15 protein-coding genes and 1 pseudogene are annotated in these 19,724 nt (G+C 57.2%); 9 read left to right on the top strand and 7 right to left on the bottom strand.

Going from position 1 to position 19,724, the window contains the following annotated elements; all coding sequences use genetic code 11:
- The 6 genes and pseudogenes from fhuB to hrpB form a co-directional block, all read right to left on the bottom strand.
- Complete coding sequence (gene fhuB / locus C0557_RS03305; RefSeq protein ID WP_208657479.1) at positions 1-1,983, bottom strand: Fe(3+)-hydroxamate ABC transporter permease FhuB; 1,983 nt, start codon at positions 1,981-1,983, stop codon at positions 1-3.
- Positions 1,980-2,870: a Fe(3+)-hydroxamate ABC transporter substrate-binding protein FhuD gene (fhuD, locus tag C0557_RS03300; RefSeq protein WP_074775072.1), complete on the bottom strand. Its 891-nt coding sequence runs from the start codon at positions 2,868-2,870 to the stop codon at positions 1,980-1,982. Before fhuD ends, fhuB begins: the two co-directional genes overlap by 4 nt.
- Positions 2,870-3,667, bottom strand: a complete 798-nt coding sequence (gene fhuC, locus C0557_RS03295; protein ID WP_208657478.1) for a Fe3+-hydroxamate ABC transporter ATP-binding protein FhuC — start codon at positions 3,665-3,667, stop codon at positions 2,870-2,872. The genes fhuD and fhuC overlap by 1 nt, the downstream gene beginning before the upstream one ends.
- Positions 3,668-3,714: 47 nt before the next feature.
- A pseudogene (fhuA, locus tag C0557_RS03290) lies at positions 3,715-5,966 on the bottom strand (ferrichrome porin FhuA).
- 240 nt (positions 5,967-6,206) lie between these two features.
- On the bottom strand, positions 6,207-8,735 hold the full coding sequence (gene mrcB / locus C0557_RS03285) for a bifunctional glycosyl transferase/transpeptidase (RefSeq protein ID WP_208657477.1): 2,529 nt from the start codon (positions 8,733-8,735) through the stop codon (positions 6,207-6,209).
- A gap of 110 nt (positions 8,736-8,845) precedes the next feature.
- On the bottom strand, positions 8,846-11,275 hold the full coding sequence (gene hrpB / locus C0557_RS03280; protein ID WP_208657476.1) for an ATP-dependent helicase HrpB: 2,430 nt from the start codon (positions 11,273-11,275) through the stop codon (positions 8,846-8,848).
- Between the two features lie 73 nt (positions 11,276-11,348).
- Between hrpB and thpR the strand changes: the two genes are divergently transcribed.
- The 9 genes from thpR (at position 11,349) to panD (ending at position 18,419) form a co-directional block, all read left to right on the top strand.
- Positions 11,349-11,882, top strand: a complete 534-nt coding sequence (gene thpR / locus C0557_RS03275) for an RNA 2',3'-cyclic phosphodiesterase (RefSeq protein ID WP_208657475.1) — start codon at positions 11,349-11,351, stop codon at positions 11,880-11,882.
- Between the two features lie 12 nt (positions 11,883-11,894).
- Positions 11,895-12,599: a DNA/RNA nuclease SfsA gene (gene sfsA / locus C0557_RS03270; protein WP_208657474.1), complete on the top strand. Its 705-nt coding sequence runs from the start codon at positions 11,895-11,897 to the stop codon at positions 12,597-12,599.
- A gap of 174 nt (positions 12,600-12,773) precedes the next feature.
- On the top strand, positions 12,774-13,229 hold the full coding sequence (dksA, locus tag C0557_RS03265) for an RNA polymerase-binding protein DksA (protein WP_007373199.1): 456 nt from the start codon (positions 12,774-12,776) through the stop codon (positions 13,227-13,229).
- A 92-nt stretch (positions 13,230-13,321) separates the two neighbouring features.
- Positions 13,322-14,188, top strand: coding sequence for a tRNA glutamyl-Q(34) synthetase GluQRS (gluQRS, locus tag C0557_RS03260; protein WP_208657473.1), 867 nt, complete (start codon positions 13,322-13,324; stop codon positions 14,186-14,188).
- Positions 14,189-14,272: 84 nt separating this feature from the next.
- A complete protein-coding gene (gene pcnB / locus C0557_RS03255; RefSeq protein WP_217273288.1) occupies positions 14,273-15,670 on the top strand; it encodes a polynucleotide adenylyltransferase PcnB in 1,398 nt (465 codons plus the stop codon).
- Positions 15,667-16,146, top strand: a complete 480-nt coding sequence (folK, locus tag C0557_RS03250) for a 2-amino-4-hydroxy-6-hydroxymethyldihydropteridine diphosphokinase (protein WP_208657472.1) — start codon at positions 15,667-15,669, stop codon at positions 16,144-16,146. Before pcnB ends, folK begins: the two co-directional genes overlap by 4 nt.
- Before the next feature lie 98 nt (positions 16,147-16,244).
- A complete protein-coding gene (gene panB, locus C0557_RS03245; protein WP_043954967.1) occupies positions 16,245-17,036 on the top strand; it encodes a 3-methyl-2-oxobutanoate hydroxymethyltransferase in 792 nt (263 codons plus the stop codon).
- A gap of 11 nt (positions 17,037-17,047) precedes the next feature.
- A complete protein-coding gene (panC, locus tag C0557_RS03240; RefSeq protein WP_208657471.1) occupies positions 17,048-17,911 on the top strand; it encodes a pantoate--beta-alanine ligase in 864 nt (287 codons plus the stop codon).
- Positions 17,912-18,038: 127 nt separating this feature from the next.
- Positions 18,039-18,419 (top strand): aspartate 1-decarboxylase, encoded by a 381-nt coding sequence (panD, locus tag C0557_RS03235; protein ID WP_020456583.1) that lies wholly within the window; start codon positions 18,039-18,041, stop codon positions 18,417-18,419.
- A 5-nt stretch (positions 18,420-18,424) separates the two neighbouring features.
- On the opposite strand, the gene C0557_RS03230 is transcribed toward panD, so the two are convergent.
- A complete protein-coding gene (locus C0557_RS03230) occupies positions 18,425-19,669 on the bottom strand; it encodes a polysaccharide deacetylase family protein (RefSeq protein ID WP_208657470.1) in 1,245 nt (414 codons plus the stop codon).
- Positions 19,670-19,724: the final 55 nt, after the last annotated feature.

Genomic DNA, 19,724 nt, shown 5'->3' with positions numbered 1-19,724 from the left:
TTAGCGGCTCTGCTTTCTCAGTAAATAGATAAAGTACGGCGCGCCGATAAACGTCGACAGCAATCCCGCCGGGATCTGGAACGGAAACATCAGCATCCGCCCGCACCAGTCAGCAAACACCAGCAATATTCCCCCGACCAGCGCCGAAATGACCATATGCGGCATCGTACGACGGAACCCCATCATCCGCGCAATATGTGGCGCCATCAGGCCGACAAAGCTCAACGGGCCGATGGTCATCGTCGCAGTAGCCGTCAATGCCGCAGCCAGCAACAACAGCGCGATGCGCGAAGATGTCAGCGCCAGGCCAACCGCGCGCGCCGTATCGCCGCCGAGCGGTAAAATCATCAGCCAGCGACGGCAAAGCGGTGTCAACGCCAGCAGGATCACCATCATCACGCCGCTACGCAGCACCTGCTCGCCCGAGGCGTTATAAGTACTGCCGGAAATCCACGTCAGGATCGTTGCCATCCGCGGATCCCCGCTGGCCTGCAACATCATCAACAACATGGTGAAGGCGGTACTGAGCGCCATTCCCGCCAGCAGCATGCGGTGCGGCGAAAATCCGCCGCGCCCGGCGGCGATCATAATGATCAGCAGCGTCAGCGCCGCGCCGAGGCTCCCGGCGGGCATCAGCCAGCCAAACGCGTTGCCGGGCACGAAGAACAGCATCAGCACTACGCCAAAAGCGGCACCAGAGCTGATCCCCAGCACTTCCGGGCTGGCCATCGGGTTACCGGTCAGGCGTTGAATGATGCAACCCGCGACAGCCAGCATCACCCCGGCGGTCAACGCGGCAATAATGCGCGGCCAGCGCCACGGCAGCAACTCCTGCAACAGCGTGCCGCTGGTCCAGTGCCAGCCCTGCGCATCGCGGCCAAAAGCCAGCGCGGCCCACATCGCCAGCAACAGCACCACCAGCCCGCCCAGCACAAACCACGGCACCTGCTGACGTTCTGCCGCGACATTGTCCCCGGCGTCCATGGCGGGCGTATTCATGCTCCGCAGACGCGGCAACAGCCACAGCAGCAACGGAGCGCCAATCAGCGCGGTGATCGAGCCGGTGGAGACTTCCATCCACACCCGCGTCAACCACCAGATGATCTGATCGGAGAGCCAGAGGATCAGCGCGCCAATCAGCGGCGCTAACAGCAGCCGCGCCAACAGACGACGTGCGCCGAGCATTTTTGCCAGCAGCGGCGCGAACAAGCCGATAAAACCGATGATCCCCACCGCATTCACCAGCAACGCACTCAGGACAACCGCCAGCGTCAGCGCAGCAAGTCGCGCCATCGACAGCGCAAGCCCCAGATTGCGCGCAACGCCATCATCCAGCCCCATCAGTGTAAGCGGGCGCAGCAACAGCAGCGTCAGCACGGCGCAGCCGACGAGCTGCGGCCACAGACTTTGCGCCACGCTCCAGTCGGTCTGCGTCAACGTTCCGGTGCTCCACAAAAACATGCTTTGCAGTTGATCGTGATGAAACAGCACCAGCAACTGGTTGATCGCGCCGCAATAGAGGCTGACCACCAGACCGGCGAGGATCAGCGTCACCGGCGACAACCGTTTTCCCCACGCCACACCAAATACCAGCGCGCCAACGACGCCTGCGCCGATCAACGCAGCAAACTGCGAGGCCAGCACGCCCGGAATGGTCCACAGCGTCGTAATCGTGATGCCCAACTGCGCGCCGGTCGCCACGCCCAGCGTGGTCGGTTCGGCCAGCGGGTTACGCAATACCTGCTGGAACAACACGCCAACCAGCCCAAGCCCCGCGCCCACCAGCAGCGAGACGGCCAGACGCGGCAACAGGCTGTAATGGAACAGCATCTGATCGATCAGATTACTATCCGGCGCACGAAACGCCTGCCCCCACTGCGCGCGCGGCAGCGCAATGTTTAAATTGCTCCAGGTCAGCCAGGCGGCGGCGACAAACAGCAGCGCCAGCAAGAAGGCCGGGAAACGTGCAATACGCTGGCTCATGCCCGGCCTCCCAGCGCATTATCCAGCACGCGGGTGAAGTGCATCGCCGACAGTGTTGCGCCATAGAACCAGACCGCCGGAACACGCTGGAATCGGCCAGCCCGGACAAACGGCATCGCCTGCCACAGCGGCGTCGCCATCAGCTTGCGCATATCCTGCTCATTACCGTGATCGAAACAGAGCACATCCACATCTTTGTACGCCGCCAGCCTGTCGATACCGACCGTCACGCTGCCCCAGAAGGTGGTTTCCCCCTGCCAGGCATTGCGCACGCCCAGTTGATCGAGCACCGCCTGGAACAGGCAGTTCTCGGCAAACACCAGCACATGGCGCGGATCGAGCAGGGTAATCATCAATAATGGACGATCGCCGCGCCGGGCGAAATGCGGTTTTGTCCCGTCAATTAAGGCATCAAACTGATCGAGATGTTTTTTGGCTGCGGCTTCCAGATTCAGCATTTGCGCCATTTCGTTCAGCGAACGACGGGCCAGCGCCAGCGGTTGTTTACCGTCGCTGAAGGTAAAACCGCGCCCTGGGGCGATCTTCGCCAGTTTGGCCTCATCCGGGCCGTAACCCGCCGACCAGACCAGCAGCGAGGGTTTCATCTGCGTGAGTAATTCGAGGTTCGGTTCGGTACGCAGACCGACGTCAATCACCGAAGCGGGCAGCGACGGCTCGTTAACCCAGATGTTGTAATCATGAACATCGGCAACGCCATACGGCGTGATGCCCAGCGCCAACAGCAGCTCCACCGGCAGCCATTCCAGCGCCACAATACGGTGCGGATCAACGGTTGCCGCATGAGCGCTGCGCAGATGCCACAGCAGCGGAGAGAGCGCCATCGCCGTCAGTAAGCGACGACGGCTAATCGAGTGTAGATCGGCCATCAGTAGACAAAGCTCACCGGCGCCGCACCCGCCGGATGCGGCAGGATCCCCATCGGGATACCGTAAATATGTTCAAGAGTATCCGCGCGCATCAGCGTGTCCGGCGTGCCTTCGGCGATCATTTCACCGCCGCGCAGCGCCACCAGATAGTCGCAATAACGCGCCGCCATATTGATATCGTGCAGCACGGCAATCACCGTCAGCCCGCGCTGCTGACTTAAGCGATGCACCAGCGCCAGCACATCAACCTGATGCGCGATATCCAGCGCCGAGGTCGGTTCATCCAGCAACAGGCAGCGGCTGTCCTGCGCCACCAGCATCGCAATCCACGCCCGTTGACGCTCTCCGCCGGAAAGGCTATCCACCAGCCGGTGCGCCAGCGGCTTGAGCCCAACCAGCGCTATCGCCTCTTCCACTTTTTCTCTGTCGGCCACGCCAAAACGCCCCAGCGCACCGTGCCACGGGTAGCGGCCAATCGCCACCAGCTCACGCACCGTCATCCCTTCCGCCTGCGGCAACTGCTGCGGCAGATAAGCCACTTTGCGGGCAAACGCTTTGCTGTTCCAGCTCTCCAGCGGCTGCCCGTCGAGCAGAATATCGCCCGCAGAAGGCGGCTGATGACGGCCGAGCATTTTCAGCAGTGTGGATTTGCCCGAACCATTATGACCAATCAGGCCAGTGACTTTCCCCACCGGGAATGTCAGGGAGAGAGGATGCAGCAGCGTACGTCCAGGCACACTAAAAGCAACATCGCTCAGTTGAAAGGTTGTATTGGGAAGCGCTCTGTTTTCCTGCATGATTGCCAACTTATAAAAGGGCACGGCGAACCGTGCCCGAAGAGAGATTAGAAGCGGAAGGTTGCGGTCGCCACCACCTGACGTTCTGCGCCCCAGAAGCAGCCGTACGTGTTGAAGCAACTGGCAACGTATTCACGATCGAGCAGGTTATTCACGTGCAGCGCGACGTTGGAACCCGCCAGGCCAACACGCGCCAGATCGTAGCGCACCAGCGCATCGACAACCGTGTAGCTGCCCACCTTAAAGGAGTTCGCCGGATCGCCATAGCTTGAACCGGTGAGACGTGCGCCGGTCCCTAATGTCAGACCAGACAAAACACCGTCGTAGAAGGTGTAGTCGCCCCACAGTGATGCCATATGTTTAGGCACCTGCGCCGGAGTGTTGCCTTTGTAATTGGTATCGGTGGTGTATTCAGCCTGGGTGTAGGTATAAGAACTCACCACGTTGATATTCGCTGACAGTGCCGCTTTGGCTTCGATTTCCACGCCGCGCGCGCGAATTTCACCGCCTTCAACAGACCAGAAAGAACCGTTTGGATCGGCCATCAGATTGTTGCTCTTGGTGAGCTGGTAGACGGCGCCGGTCATGACAATCGGACGATCTTTCGGGCTGTATTTCACGCCCGCTTCGTACTGCTTGCCTTTAGAAGGTGCGAAAATAGCGCCGCTCGCCCCGGTGGTCGATGCCGGTTCAAACGACTCGCTATAGCTAAAGTACGGCGTTACGCCATTATCGAACAGGTAGTTAACACCGCCACGCCAGGTAAACTGCTTATCGTCACGTTCCGCTGTGATATTGGTGGTGCGGTTGAATGCGCTCTGTTTAGCCCAGTCATAACGGCCGCCCAGCGTGACCAGCACCTTATCCCACTGCGCCTGATCCTGCGCGTAAAGGCCCGTTTGTTGCTGGCGGTTCAGGATCTGGTAAGCGCCAGAAGGCGTCGAGTGAGCAGCGAAATCGAAATCACCGCGATCAAGGTTGTAGATATCAGACGGAGCGACAGAGCCTGCATAGCCAAACCATGAATTAATGTCGTTACGCATACGCATGTAATCGACGCCAGTCAGCAGAATGTGATCCACTGAACCGGTAGCAAATTGCTTTGCAGTTGCGTATCGACGGAGAAGTTCTGCAACTTCTCGTGATCGATCACATACTGGCGCGTCAGGTAATGGCCCCACTCAGACTGCGCAATGCCCGCACATGGGCTGCTCGTCGGAGCGCTTGAATAGAGTGGATCAGAACACATCCCATAACCGTAAACGCTGTTCTGCGACGTTTTGTTCTCGGCGTAACGCAGGTTCTGGCGCACGGTGAAGGTGTCATCGAACGCATGTTCGAAGCTATAACCCACCATTTTCTGGTTACGGGAATAGGTGTTGTTCTTCGCGCCTTCGTTGAAATCGGTCGGCAGACGCGAGCCATTCGGCAGCGGTTGAACCGTCCCCTCTTTCGGTAACCAGCCGTAATAACCGGTTTCCGGCTCGTTCTGGAAGTAAGAGAGGAACGTGAAATTCGTTTTGTCATCCGGGCGCCAGGTAAAAGATGGCGCAACGGTGTAGCGCTGCTCTTTTTTGTCTTCCTGCTGCGCATTCGCCGAACGCGCAAGACCGGTTAACCGATAAGAGAAGACACCGTCATCATCCAGCGCATCGCTGAAATCAAACCCGGTCTGGAACAGGTTGTTGGTGCCGGCTTTAAACTGTATTTCGTACAGCGGCGTAGTGGTTGGGCGCTTGCTGACCATATTCAACAGGCCGCCCGGGCTGCTTTTTCCGTAGAGCACCGAGGTTGGGCCGCGCAGGATTTCGGCGCGCTCAATCATGTAAGGATCAATTACCGCGTCATTGTAGAAGTTGCCCTGCATCTTCAGACCGTCGAGGTAGTTGTTCTGGCTCTGACCATCCGCCGCGAAGCCACGAATAATCAGGTAGTCGTAGGTGTTGGATGCACCACGCGTCCCCACCGCGACTCCCGGCGTATAGCTGAGGGCTTCTTTCACGGATTTCGGCTGATGCAGCGCGATCTCTTCGCTGGTCACCACGGAAATAGACTGGGGTGTTTTCTCCAGCGGCATATCCGTTTTGGTCGCTGTGGCGGTATGTTTCGCCGCGATGGTAGCCGCCGGACCCCACGCGTTTTCCTGCGCAGCAGGCGCTGTGGTCACGGTGATGGTTTCTTCATTCTGGGTTGTTGCAGCCTGTGCATAAACAGACATGCCGCTAACCGCTGTGGCTACTACAACTGCGATTTTACGCAGCGTAGTGTTGACTGGCTGAGCAGTTTTTGGACGCGCCATTGGTTTATCTCTGAATCAATGAGTGAATGATAACGTAAACGATAATTATTATTATGACCGCAGAATAATATGCGAAGCGTTGTGCGTATAGCAAGCAGTAAGCCGCGCGAGTGCGCCTGAGGGATTAAGAAATAACCAGACAAAAAACGGGGAGTTAAAAGGTGTTTAAAAGGACGTTATTTGAATGTTTGCGATAGCGAAAAAGAAAAAACCCCGGCCTTGCGACCGGGGTTTTCAGGGTTAATTACTGCCAAACATCTCTTTGATCCAACCTGCGACGCCATCGCTTTTCTGCTCTTGCTGCGGCTGTTGCTGAGGTTGCTGTTGTTGCGGCAGCTGTGGCTGTGTTGACTGATCAAACGGGTTGCCGGTTTGCGGCTGCGCCTGATTCTGCTGGCACAGCGTATCCGGGCTGGTTGTCCAGACCGGCAGCGAACGCGAGCCGCCACCGCCGCAGACAAAGTTGCCCATGTCGTCGACACCCATTGTGGTGATGTCTTCCGGCGGCGTCAGATCCAGCGGGATTGGCGATTGGTTTTCCAGATAACGCTGATAAATCGCCATCGCGCCGCTTGCGCCATACAGCTTCGTCGGCTGGTTATTATCGCGGCCCACCCAGGTAATCGTCACTTCACGCCCGTCGATACCGGCAAACCAGGTATCAACGTTATTGTTGGTGGTACCGGTTTTCCCTGCCAGATGCAGACCCGGATATTTCGCGCCCAACTGACGTCCCGTACCGCGCTGAACCACCTGTTGCATAGTCCACAGCGTCATATACGCCGCCTGCGCCGGTACCGCACGTTCGGCCTGCGGGAAGCTCTGATACAGCACCGTACCGTCTTCCGCAATCACTGAACGCAGTGCGGAAAGCGGCGCGCGGTTGCCGCCGCTGGCGATAGTCTGGAAGGCCTGCGCCACTTCAATCGGCGTCAGGTTCAGCGCACCGAGCAACATTGACGGCATGCCGGTGAGCTGATCTTTCGGCGCGCCCAGTTTCAGCCAGGTATCCGTTACCGCTGGCAGACCAACCGCCATCCCGAGGTTAACCGTCGGCACGTTCATCGAACGTGTCAGCGCATCCACCAGCATAACCTGACCGCTGAAACGGCGATCGTCGTTCTGTGGCGCCCAGACCTGCCCGTTCGACAACCGCAAAGAGATCGGCGCATCGGCAATCCAGGTGTTGAGGCGGTACACATTCGGCTGGCTCAGCGCCGTCAGATAGGTCGCCGGTTTCGCCAGCGAACCAATGGAACGGCGCGCCTGCATAGCGCGGTTATAGCCCGCGAACTGCGGCGTCGCGCCACCAACCATGGCCCGAACTTCGCCGGTGTAGCGGTCTACCACTACCATCGCTGTTTCAAGATCGCTCAGTTTGCGCTGCTTGATCAGCGCCGGAATACCTTCCACGGCGGCTTTTTCTGCCGCGTCCTGCGCAACAGAATCAAAGGTCGTGAAAATCTTCACGCCGGAGAGATCTTTCACTTTGTCGCCGAGTTTCGCCTGCAACTCCTGGCGCACCATCTGCATAAACGCCGGCTGCGGTGAAATCACTCCGCCGCGCGGCTGTACGCCCAGCGGACGGGCGCTCAGCATGTCATACAGTTCCTGATCGATGACGTTTTGCTGTTGCAGCAGGCGCAACACCAGGTTGCGGCGCTCCAGTGCCAGTTTCGGGTTACGCCACGGGTTATAAACCGACGCTCCTTTCACCATCCCTACCAGCAACGCCTGCTGATCGAGGCTCAGCTCTTCCACCGGACGGCCAAAATAGTAGAGGCTCGCCAGCGGGAAACCGCGGATCTCGTTGTCGCCGCTCTGACCGAGGTAAACCTCGTTCATATACAGTTCAAGAATACGATCCTTGCTGTAGCGGGCATCCATAATCAGCGCCATATAGGCTTCGTTGGCTTTACGCCAGTACGACCGTTCGCTGCTGAGGAACAGGTTCTTCACCAGTTGCTGCGTCAGCGTACTTGCCCCCTGCACCGTGCGTCCGGCGGTCAGGTTTGCCAGCACCGCGCGGCCAATGGAGTAGAAGCTGATACCGTCATGCTCATAGAAATGACGGTCTTCGGTCGCCAGCAGCGTATCAACCAGCAGATCCGGGAAACCGTTACGCGGCACGAACAGACGTTGCTCGCCGTTCGGCGAAGAGAGCATAGTGATCAGGCGCGGATCGAGACGGAAGAAACCGAACTGGCGATTGCTGTCCATGTTCTCGATGGTTTCCAGACGATCGCCGTCAAAGGTCAGACGCGCGCGCACCTGCCCCTCTTTGCTGTCCGGGAAATCAAACGGGCGGCGGATCATCTCAATGCTTTTCGCCTGCACGGTAAACTCGCCGGGACGCGTCATCTTCGTCACCTGGCGGTACTGCGTGGCTTCCAGCAGTTTTACCATTTCGTTCTTGCTGATCGCCATATCCGGCTCAAGGTTGACCATGCGGCCATAAACCGCAGCCGGCAACTGCCAGACTTTACCGTCGATACGGGCGCGGATTTTTTGATCCAGATAAACACCATAAATGGCGCACAGCACGGCTAAAACGATGAAAATTTTCAACAACAGCCAGAACCAACCGCGTTTGCCGCGTGGCCTCCCGCCTTTGCCTTTACCTTTTTTCGGCATCGGTTCTTCATCCTCATCATCATCGTCGTAATCGTCGTACTCCTCTTCCCGGAGTCGGCGACGACTGATTTTTTCTTTCGCCGGACGCACAGGTTTCCCCTTACGTCCAATTGGCTCGCGGTCATTCCCCGCCATGCTTTACTCTCCGCAACATTCAGGCGCAAGGGCCTGATTCTCAGTTCTTTTGCCAACGGGCAGAAGAAGAAATCTCTCAATTTTTAGCGCACCGCGCTGCTCAGCCGGGTTTACGAATACTTCTTCGTGCGCCGGGTCGGCGCGGTATTCGCCGGATCGTCCGGCCAGACATGTTTCGGATAGCGCCCTTTCATCTCTTTTTGCACTTCACGATAAGCGCCGTTCCAGAATGCACTTAAATCCCGCGTAATTTGCAACGGCCGCTGCGCCGGGGAAAGCAGCTCCAGCACCAGCGCGACGCGCCCTTGAGCAATCGTCGGCGTGGCCGCTTCGCCAAACATCTCCTGCATGCGCACCGCCAGCGCCGGTGGGTTATCTTCATGATAACGGATGGCAATCCGGCTTCCCGTCGGCACAGTGTAATGCCCCGGCAGTTCACTATCCAGCCGTTGACGTAATGACCACGGCAGGGTGTTTTGTAATGCCTGCGTAACATCCAGCGCTTTTAAATCACGCAGCGATCGGATACCGCCCATTTGCGGCAATAACCATTGCTCCAGATTCTCCAGTAAAGAGGCCTCATCCACGGCGGGCCAGCCCTCTTCCGGCAGCCATTTCGCCGCGCAGTGTAAACGTAAACGGTACTGCACAGCCTCCGGCGTCCAGTTCAAAACGTGCAAACCTTTCTCGCGGATGCCGTTAAGCATCGCCTGATGCAGCTCCTCTTCCGAGGGTTTAGCCAGCGGCTGCACTTTCACCGTTAACTGGCCAATTCGGCTGCGGCGAAAGGCTTTTAACGTACCTTGCGCCTCGTCCCATTCGACGGTATCTGATTGCTGCAACAGTTGTGGGCAGCGGGCGATCAGCGCCTCAATATCGAGCGGCAAGGCCAGTAAAATACGCGCATCCGGTGACTGGCTACCCTGCAATAACAACGGCGCAAGCAGCCATTCATGGCGATTTAGCGCATCGTCGGCATCCAGCGTCGCCCCCATGCCGTTCGCCAGTTGATAACGCCCTTCCTGCCCGCGCCTGCGCGCGATACGATCGGCAAACGCACCGGCAAGCAGCGGCGCCACCGCGCTGATATCCGCTGCTCCCCTGCTGCTTTTCAGCCTACGCGCGAGCTGGCGCGCACGCTGTTGCCAGTTTGGCTGCGTGCGCGAAAAAGCTGCGCTTAAATCACTGTTTCCGCCGCGAGGCGGTTCTTCAAGGATGGCGGCCAGCGCTGCCGCCGTCGCGATCTCATCATCCCCTTCAGCCGCCGCCAGCATTGCGGCCAGCCGCGGATCGTTACCCAGCGCAGCCATCCGCTGACCAAACGCCGTTAAACGGCCTTCTTCCAACGCCCGCAGCTGCGTGAGCAACGTGCGCGCCGCCGCCAGATTAGTCGCCGGAGGCAGATCCAGCCAGCAAAGTTGCGCAGGATCCTGGCATCCCCAGAGTAATAATTCCATCAACAGGCCGGATAAATCGCTGTGCAGAATTTCCGGGCTGCTTTGCGCCGCCGCACGTTCAGCCTGCTCTTTACTTAATAAATGTACGCAAATCCCCGCTTCCAGACGCCCGGCGCGGCCAGCGCGCTGCGTCATCGACGCCACGCTAATACGCTGTGTTACCAGCCGGGTTAAACCGCTGCGGGGATCAAAACGCGCCACGCGCTCCTGCGCGCTGTCTACCACCAGGCGAATACCTTCGATGGTCAGACTGGTTTCGGCAATATTGGTGGCGAGCACCACTTTGCGCTGCCCGGCGGGCGCAGGCAGAATCGCCTTGCGTTGCTCGCTAAGCGGCAACGCGCCATAGAGCGGGCAGAGCAGCACATCGCTGCCGACGCGGGCGGAAAGTTGCTCCTGCACGCGCTGGATCTCGCCCACGCCCGGTAAAAACAGTAATAAAGAACCGCGTTCCTCGCGCAGTAATCCACTGACGACCTGCGCTACGGCTTCATCAAAGCGCTGATGCGCTGCCAGCGCCTGATAGCGTTGCTCGACCGGGTATGCCCGCCCGGCGGAAACAATGGCAGGTGCCTGCGGCAAAAGGGTTTGCAGCCGTTCGTTATCCAGCGTGGCGGACATTACCAACAATTTAAGATCGTCGCGCAGCCCCTGCTGGAGATCCAGCAACAACGCCAGCGCCAGATCCGCCTGCAAGCTGCGTTCATGGAATTCATCGAGGATCACCAGCCCAATGCCGTTCAGCTCCGGATCCTGCTGGATCAGGCGCGTCAAAATCCCTTCGGTGACCACTTCAAGGCGCGTATTCGGCCCTACGCAGGTTTCTGCACGCATGCGATAACCCACGGTCTCGCCGGGTTTCTCATTCAGCAGTTCCGCCAGCCGCTGCGCCACATTGCGCGCCGCCAGGCGACGCGGCTCCAGCAGCAAAATCCGCCCGTTGATCTCCCCCTGCTGCAGCAGTTGTAACGGCAGCCAGGTGGATTTCCCGGCACCGGTCGGCGCACTCAACAACACCTGAGGAGAGGAACGTAACGCAGCAAGGATATCGGGCAGAACAGCAGCAACCGGCAGTGAGGACACAAAAGCTCCAGAGGATTCACATAAGAAGGCCAGCTAGTATACCATCGCCATAATTCATTACCGAGAACACGCCATGGCCGAATCAAAAAGGCTGTTTTTCGCCATCGAACTGCCTGCCGACATCCAGACGCAGGTCATTCACTGGCGCGCGCAGCACTTTCCCCCCGAAGCCGGACGCCCGGTGGCGGCAGCAAACCTGCATCTGACGCTGGCATTCCTCGGCGAGATCAGCGCGGAAAAGCAGCGGGCGCTGGAAGGGCTGGCCGGGCGCATTCGCCAGCCGGGTTTTACGCTTCATCTGGATGACGCTGGACAGTGGCTGCGATCCAGAGTGATTTGGCTCGGCTCGCGCCAGCCGCCGCGCGGGTTGCTGCAACTGGCCGATATGCTGCGCGCGCAGGCTTCGCGCAGCGGGTGTTATCAAAGCCCCCAGCCGTTTCATCCGCATATTACGCTGCTACGTGACGCCAACCGCGCGGTGGCTATCCCGCCGCCGGGGTTTCGCTGGTCTTTCCCGGTCAACGAATTTTCCCTGTATGAATCGCAGTTTATCCAGGGACGCACGCGTTACACGCCGCTGAACCGCTGGACGCTTACAACAGAATAATAAGGATTTCCTATGGAATTTATTCCGCCACTTAAATCCGCCACGCTGATTCAGCGCTATAAACGTTTCCTGGCGGATGTAATTACCCCGGAAGGTGAAACCCTGACTTTGCATTGCCCTAATACCGGAGCGATGACGGGTTGCGCGACGCCAGGCGATACGGTGTGGTATTCCACTTCGACAAATCTGAAGCGCAAATATGCGCACACCTGGGAATTAACTCAAACCCAGCAGGGAGCATTTATTTGCGTCAACACCCAGCAGGCCAATGCATTAACAAAAGAAGCTATTCTCGCCGATCGCCTGCCTGAACTAACGGGATATAGCTCGCTGAAAAGCGAAGTAAAATATGGTGCGGAGCGTAGCAGAATTGACTTTCTGTTACAGGCAGAGGATCGTCGCAACTGCTATATTGAAGTGAAATCGGTCACGCTCGCCGAGCAGCAGTCAGGCTACTTTCCGGATGCCGTCACCCTGCGAGGACAAAAGCATCTGCGGGAGTTAATGAGCGTCGCGGCCAGCGGCGATCGCGCGGTAATTCTGTTTGCCGTCCTGCACTCTGCCGTTGAACATTTTTCTCCAGCACGCCATATTGACGAGGAATACGCACGATTATTGAGTGACGCACAACGTCAGGGGGTAGAAGTAATCGCTTATAAAGCGGAACTTTCTGCCGATAATATCACTCTTAGGTTGCCGCTACCTTTTACGATATAGAGGGCAAACATTTGACGGGGCAGTGATTTGTTCGCGTGCGCAAATACGCTTTTCCTCACAGCCTTGTCAAGTGTTACGTTTAGATATTTGCCATCTGTAAAAGCATCTGTTATTTATAGCGGCCTGATTTTTCCCCCACACGGGGATCGATAGTGCGTGTTAAGGAGAAGCAACATGCAAGAAGGGCAAAACCGTAAAACATCGTCCCTGAGTATTCTCGCCATCGCTGGGGTGGAGCCGTATCAAGAGAAACCGGGCGAAGAGTATATGAACGAAGCCCAGCTGGCGCACTTCAAGCGAATTCTTGAAGCATGGCGTAATCAACTCAGGGATGAAGTCGATCGCACCGTTACGCATATGCAGGACGAAGCTGCTAACTTCCCGGATCCGGTTGACCGTGCCGCTCAGGAAGAAGAGTTCAGCCTCGAACTGCGTAACCGCGATCGCGAGCGCAAGCTGATTAAAAAGATCGAGAAGACGTTGAAAAAAGTAGAAGACGAAGATTTCGGCTTCTGTGAATCCTGCGGCGTGGAAATTGGTATCCGTCGTCTGGAAGCGCGTCCGACTGCCGATCTGTGCATCGACTGTAAAACGCTGGCGGAAATCCGCGAAAAACAGATGGCGGGTTAATCCCCCGCTATCACTGATGACGCATCACTTAGGCGTGATGCGCCTTATACGGCGGGAGTGATTCCCGCCCTATATTTTTTTTGCCTGTCGATATGCCTGAATCACACTATATTGGGCGCTTTGCGCCATCTCCTTCCGGTGAACTGCACTTTGGCTCATTGATTGCTGCGCTTGGCAGCTACCTGCAGGCCCGCGCCAATCGGGGTGCATGGCTCGTCCGTATCGAAGATATAGATCCCCCTCGTGAGGTTCCTGGCGCAGCCGCGACGATTTTGCGTCAGCTGGAACACTACGGTCTGCACTGGGACGGTGAAGTGCTGTGGCAATCGCAGCGACATGATGCCTACCGTGAAGTACTCGCCACTTTGCAACGTGACGGATTAAGTTACTTCTGTACCTGCACCCGCGCGCGTATCCAGAGTATCGGCGGCATCTACGATGGCTATTGCCGCACCCGCCACAACGGCCCGGAAAATGCTGCGCTACGTCTGTTGCAACATCAGCCGGTGCTGCATTTTGACGATCGGCTGCGCGGCCGCATTGTGGCCGATGAAAAACTGGCGCGGGAAGATTTCATTATTCATCGTCGTGATGGGTTATTCGCTTACAACCTGGCCGTCGTGGTCGACGATCATTTTCAGGGTGTGACGGAGATCGTTCGCGGCGCGGATCTGATTGAACCGACAGTGCGGCAAATCTCGCTCTATCAGCAGCTTGGCTGGCCTGTGCCGGGGTATATTCATCTACCATTGGCGCTTAACGAGCAAGGGAATAAGCTCTCCAAGCAAAACCATGCCCCTGCCTTGCCTGGCGGCGATCCCCGCCCCATAATAATCAGGGCTTTACAATTTCTGAACCAGGATGTAACAAATGAGTGGCAGGATCTCAGCATCGAAGCGTTGCTGAACCGGGCGGTCGAAAATTGGTCACTTTCCCGCGTGCCAGAGGGGCAGATGTGAATACATCATTCTCAAATGCGTCGCGCTGAGCTATGATTAGCCGCTATTTTTTTGTCCTGACGTTTGACACTACCGAGGTGTACTATTTTTACCCGAGTCGCTAATTTTTGCCGCAAGGTGCTAAGCCGCGAAGAGAGCATCGCCGTCGAGGCGCTGGCTCAACCGCAGATGACGGTTATTCCGCGTGAGCAGCACGCTATTTCCCGCAAAGATATCAGTGAAAATGCGCTCAAGGTGCTCTATCGTCTGAATAAAGCGGGCTACGACGCTTACCTGGTAGGCGGCGGCGTGCGCGACTTATTGCTGGGCAAAAAACCAAAAGATTTTGACGTCACCACCAGCGCCACGCCGGATCAGGTACGCAAACTGTTCCGCAACTGCCGGCTGGTCGGTCGCCGTTTCCGCCTTGCACATGTCATGTTCGGCCCGGAAATTATTGAAGTTGCCACCTTCCGCGGCCACCACGACGAACAGCAAACCGATCGTTCTATTTCCCAGCGCGGCCAAAACGGCATGCTGCTGCGTGACAATATCTTCGGTTCTATCGAAGAAGATGCCCAGCGTCGCGACTTCACCATCAATAGCCTTTATTACAGCGTTGCCGATTTTACCGTGCGTGATTACGTCGGTGGCATGCGCGATCTGGAAGAGGGCGTGATTCGCCTGATTGGCAACCCGGAAACCCGCTACCGTGAAGATCCGGTGCGCATGCTGCGCGCGGTGCGCTTCGCCGCCAAACTGGGGATGCGCATCAGTGAAGAGACGGCCGAACCGATCCCGCGTCTTGCCACATTAATTAACGATGTTCCGCCCGCGCGTCTGTTTGAGGAATCCCTCAAGCTGTTGCAGGCGGGCTATGGTTACGACACCTGCCGCTTACTGCGCGAATATGGCCTGTTCCAGCCTCTGTTCCCGACCATCACCCGCTACTTCACCGAAAAAGGTGACAGCCCGATGGAGCGCATTATTGAGCAGGTGCTGAAGAATACCGACAACCGTATCCACAATGATATGCGCGTCAATCCGGCGTTCCTGTTTGCCGCTATGTTCTGGTATCCGCTGCTGGAAGAAGCGCAGCGCATTGCGCAGGAAGGCGGCCTTGCCTATTACGATGCATTCGCGCTGGCAATGAATGATGTGCTGGACGAAGCCTGTCGTTCGCTGGCCATTCCAAAACGCATTACGACGCTTATCCGTGATATCTGGCAGCTACAGCTGCGCATGTCCCGCCGCCAGGGCAAACGCGCCTGGAAGCTGATGGAGCATCCGAAATTCCGCGCCGCTTACGATTTGCTGGCGCTGCGCGCCGAAGCGGAAAACAACGGCGAGCTGCAACGTCTGGCGAAATGGTGGGGCGAATTCCAGGTTTCAGCGCCGCCCACTCAAAAAGATATGCTGGACGATTTAGGTGAAGAGCCAGCCGAACGCCGCCGTCACCGTCGCCCGCGTAAACGTACGCCGCGCCGTGAGGGCAGTGCGTGACTCTCGCTTACATCGCGCTGGGCAGCAATCTCGCATCGCCGCTTGATCAGGTCAATGCGGCGATCGCCGCCCTCGGCGAAATCCCGCAAAGCCGCATTGTGGCTGTCTCTTCACTCTATCGCACTCCCCCGCTCGGGCCGCCGGATCAGCCGGATTATCTCAACGCTGCCGTGGCGCTGGAAACAACGCTTGCGCCGGAAGCGCTGCTCGATCACACCCAACGGATTGAGTTGCAACAGGGACGCGTACGTAAAGCGGAGCGCTGGGGGCCACGCACACTCGATCTCGATATCATGCTGTTCGGTTCTTTAACGCTGAATACGCAGCGCCTGACGGTTCCGCATTACGATATGAAAAACCGGGGTTTTATGCTGTGGCCGCTGTTTGAAATCGCCCCCGATCTGCACTTCCCGGATGGCGCTTCGCTGCGCGCCACGCTGGAACAGCTCAACGCGCCAAAACCGGAAGCCTGGTAATTCCCCCTGCCGCCTCTTTGTGCGGCCTAAAATCATTGCCCACCTGAATGTTACTGATAGAATGCGCCAGAACACGCTTTGAACTATCAGGAAACACTATGAAACCCACCACCATCTCCTGGCTGCATAAGTGTAAACAGGATAAGAAACGCTTCGCGACAATCACCGCTTACGACTACAGCTTCGCCAAACTGTTTGCCGAAGAAGGGATTAACGTGATGCTGGTTGGCGACTCGTTAGGGATGACGGTACAAGGTCATGATTCCACCCTGCCCGTCACCGTGGCAGATATCGCTTATCACACGCAAGCGGTACGCCGCGGTGCTCCGGCCTGCCTGCTGCTTGCCGATCTGCCGTTTATGGCGTATGCCACGCCGGAACAGGCCTTTGAGAATTCCGCCATCGTGATGCGCGCAGGCGCCAATATGGTGAAAATCGAAGGCGGCCGCTGGCTGGCACCGACGGTAAAAATGCTCACCGAACGCGCGGTGCCGGTGTGCGGTCATCTCGGCCTGACGCCGCAATCGGTCAATATTTTCGGCGGCTACAAAGTTCAGGGTCGCGGCGACGCGGCCCAGGGGCTGCTTGACGATGCGCTGGCGCTGGAAGCCGCCGGAGCGCAACTGCTGGTGCTGGAGTGCGTGCCGGTTGAGCTGGCGCAGCGTATTACCGCCGCATTAACCATTCCGGTGATCGGAATTGGTGCAGGCAATGTTACCGACGGCCAGATTCTGGTTATGCATGACGCTTTTGGCATTACTGGCGGCCATATTCCTAAATTTGCTAAAAATTTCCTCAATGAAGCAGGCGACATGCGCGCAGCGGTCAGGCAGTATGTTGCCGAAGTCGAGTCCGGCGTCTATCCGGGCGAAGAACACAGTTTCCATTAAGGAGTCCTGTTGTGTTGATTATTGAAACACTTCCGCTGCTGCGTCAGCATATTCGCCGACTGCGTCAGGAAGGGAAACGCATTGCGCTGGTCCCGACCATGGGTAACCTGCACGATGGCCATATGAAGCTGGTCGATGAAGCGAAAGCCCGCGCCGACGTGGTAGTGGTGAGCATTTTTGTTAACCCGATGCAATTCGACCGTCCGGACGATCTGGCGCGCTACCCGCGTACCTTGCAGGATGATTGCGAGAAGCTGAACAAGCGCAAGGTGGATTTTGTCTTCGCGCCTGCGCCTGCCGATATCTATCCGCAGGGCACCGAAGGTCAAACCTATGTTGACGTACCGGGCCTTTCCACCATGCTGGAGGGCGCCAGCCGTCCGGGGCATTTCCGCGGCGTTTCCACCATCGTCAGCAAGTTGTTTAATCTGGTACAGCCGGATATCGCCTGCTTCGGCGAGAAGGATTACCAGCAGTTGCAGCTGATCCGCAAAATGGTTGCCGATATGGGCTATGACATTGAGATCGTCGGCGTACCGACAGTGCGCGCGAAAGATGGCCTGGCACTGAGTTCACGCAACGGTTACCTCAGCGCTGACGAGCGTAAAATCGCTCCGGCATTGAGCAAAGTGATGAATGCCACTGCGGAGAAATTGCAGGCAGGCGCGAGCGACGAAGAAGAGCTGATCGCCATTGCAGCCCAGGAAATCAACGATGCCGGCCTGCGCGCTGACGATATTCAGATCCGCGACGCCGACACACTGGAAGCACTCTCGGCCCAAAGCCAGCGGGCGGTGATTTTAATGGCGGCATGGCTCGGCCAGGCGCGCCTTATCGACAATAAAGTGGTTGAACTTGCCCGTCAGGCAGGGTAAAAATTTCGCCAGGACTAAACTCCCGTTAAGACTTTTCACGGTCGGCGGGAGTGAAATGAGCATGCGGGGAAATGCAGGATGCCGCCCCTCATTTTTAGCTGACTTATCCGTAATGAAGGTTTAACTCATGATTCGCACAATGCTGCAAGGCAAGCTCCACCGCGTCAAAGTGACACAGGCCGACCTGCACTATGAAGGTTCCTGCGCCATTGACCAGGATTTCCTTGAGGCGGCTGGTATTCTCGAATATGAAGCCATCGATATCTATAACGTGACCAACGGTAAACGCTTCTCAACCTACGCGATTGCCGGGGAACGCGGTTCCAGAATTATTTCGGTTAACGGCGCAGCGGCGCACTGCGCAGACGTGGGCGATATCCTGATTATCGCCAGCTACGTTACCGTACCGGATGAGGTTGCCCGTAGCTGGCAGCCGAAAGTGGCCTATTTTGACGGCGACAACGAAATGAAACGCACCGCGAAAGCCGTGCCGGTTCAGGTTGCCTGATTCCCCTACCCCTGCGGCTGGTTACTGATCAGCCGCGCCATCGTTTCCAGCGAATCCGTTCTTAGCACGTACAAACGCTTCAGCAAGAACGGATTATCGCCCGGCTTCACTTTCCCGCGTACCGTCGTGACCGCCATATGAAAACCGGCGTCATTGGCCGCTTTTATCGCGATCTCGTTATACCCGCCAAACGGGTATGAAAGATAGAGCACGTGTGGGTTGAACTGTGCCAGCGCCCGGCGGGAGCGTTTAAAATCAAACAGAATGTTGTGGTAGCTGCGGCTGAGCAATATCGGGTGCATCGTGTCATCGACCCGGTGCAGGAAGTGCGTATGCGACTGCACGTCAAACACGTCGCGCATACTGTTCAGTTCCGACACGCTCATAAACTGTAACGACTTCGGATCCCATTTCTGCGGCTTCAGTTTAATGCGCGATGAGATAATAAACGCCGTCGCTTTAAAACCGTATTCGCGCAGGATCGGGTAAGCGTAACGGTTGACCGATTTCAGGCCGTCATCAAAGGTGATCACCACCGAACGTGCGGGCAGGTTCATCCGGTTACGCACATAGCCTTCCAGTTGATACATCGACAGCGTGGTATATCCCTGATCGCGCAGCCAGGTCATCTGGTTAGTAAAAGCGCGCACCGACGTGGTAGTGGAAGTATGACGGAAACGGGTATTTTCCTCGTCGTGCAGAATGTGATGGTAGGTCAGCACCGGAATACCACTGTCTTCCTGCGCATCCAGGCTGCTTACCCAGGCCAGCCGATTGCCGATGCGGATCTGGAACCAGGTCTGGTTCAGGCGATCTTTCAGCTTATCAATAATGGGATAACGCAGGTTTTCCGCCAGCGTACCAAACTGTTCGCTGCGGTTATCCGGCGCCGTATACAGCGGCGTATCCTGCCACGTCACCAGATTCTGGTTACTCAGCGGCTTATTCAGATCGCCAAGGCTGTCCTCAACGCGCTGATTACCTTCCACCGCGCTCAGGTGGCCTTTATCGATAAAACCGCTGCCAAAGCCGAAGCGAAAGGCGTAGTAATCCTCTGCGCCCGGCACCACCGCCAGAATTTGCCCGGCGCGAATATTGCCGACCGTCACCACTCTGTCGCCGACCTGCGCCCAGATATTGGCATCCTCGATAGTTTGCATATAGCGCGCAGGAATGCGCTGTTCACTGACAATGCTGGCAGAAGCGCTACAGGTAACCAGTAGCAGCAGAAGGGTAATCAAACGCGACATGAGACGAACCGGGTTGAGAGACTGTCATTAGTGTAACAAAACTGCACATATTCAA

The organism is Kosakonia sp. MUSA4, from assembly GCF_013085925.1.
GTDB lineage: Bacteria > Pseudomonadota > Gammaproteobacteria > Enterobacterales > Enterobacteriaceae > Kosakonia > Kosakonia sacchari_B.
The sequence above is the reverse complement of the archived record's forward strand: the minus strand, read 5'-3'. Positions and strand labels throughout refer to the sequence as shown.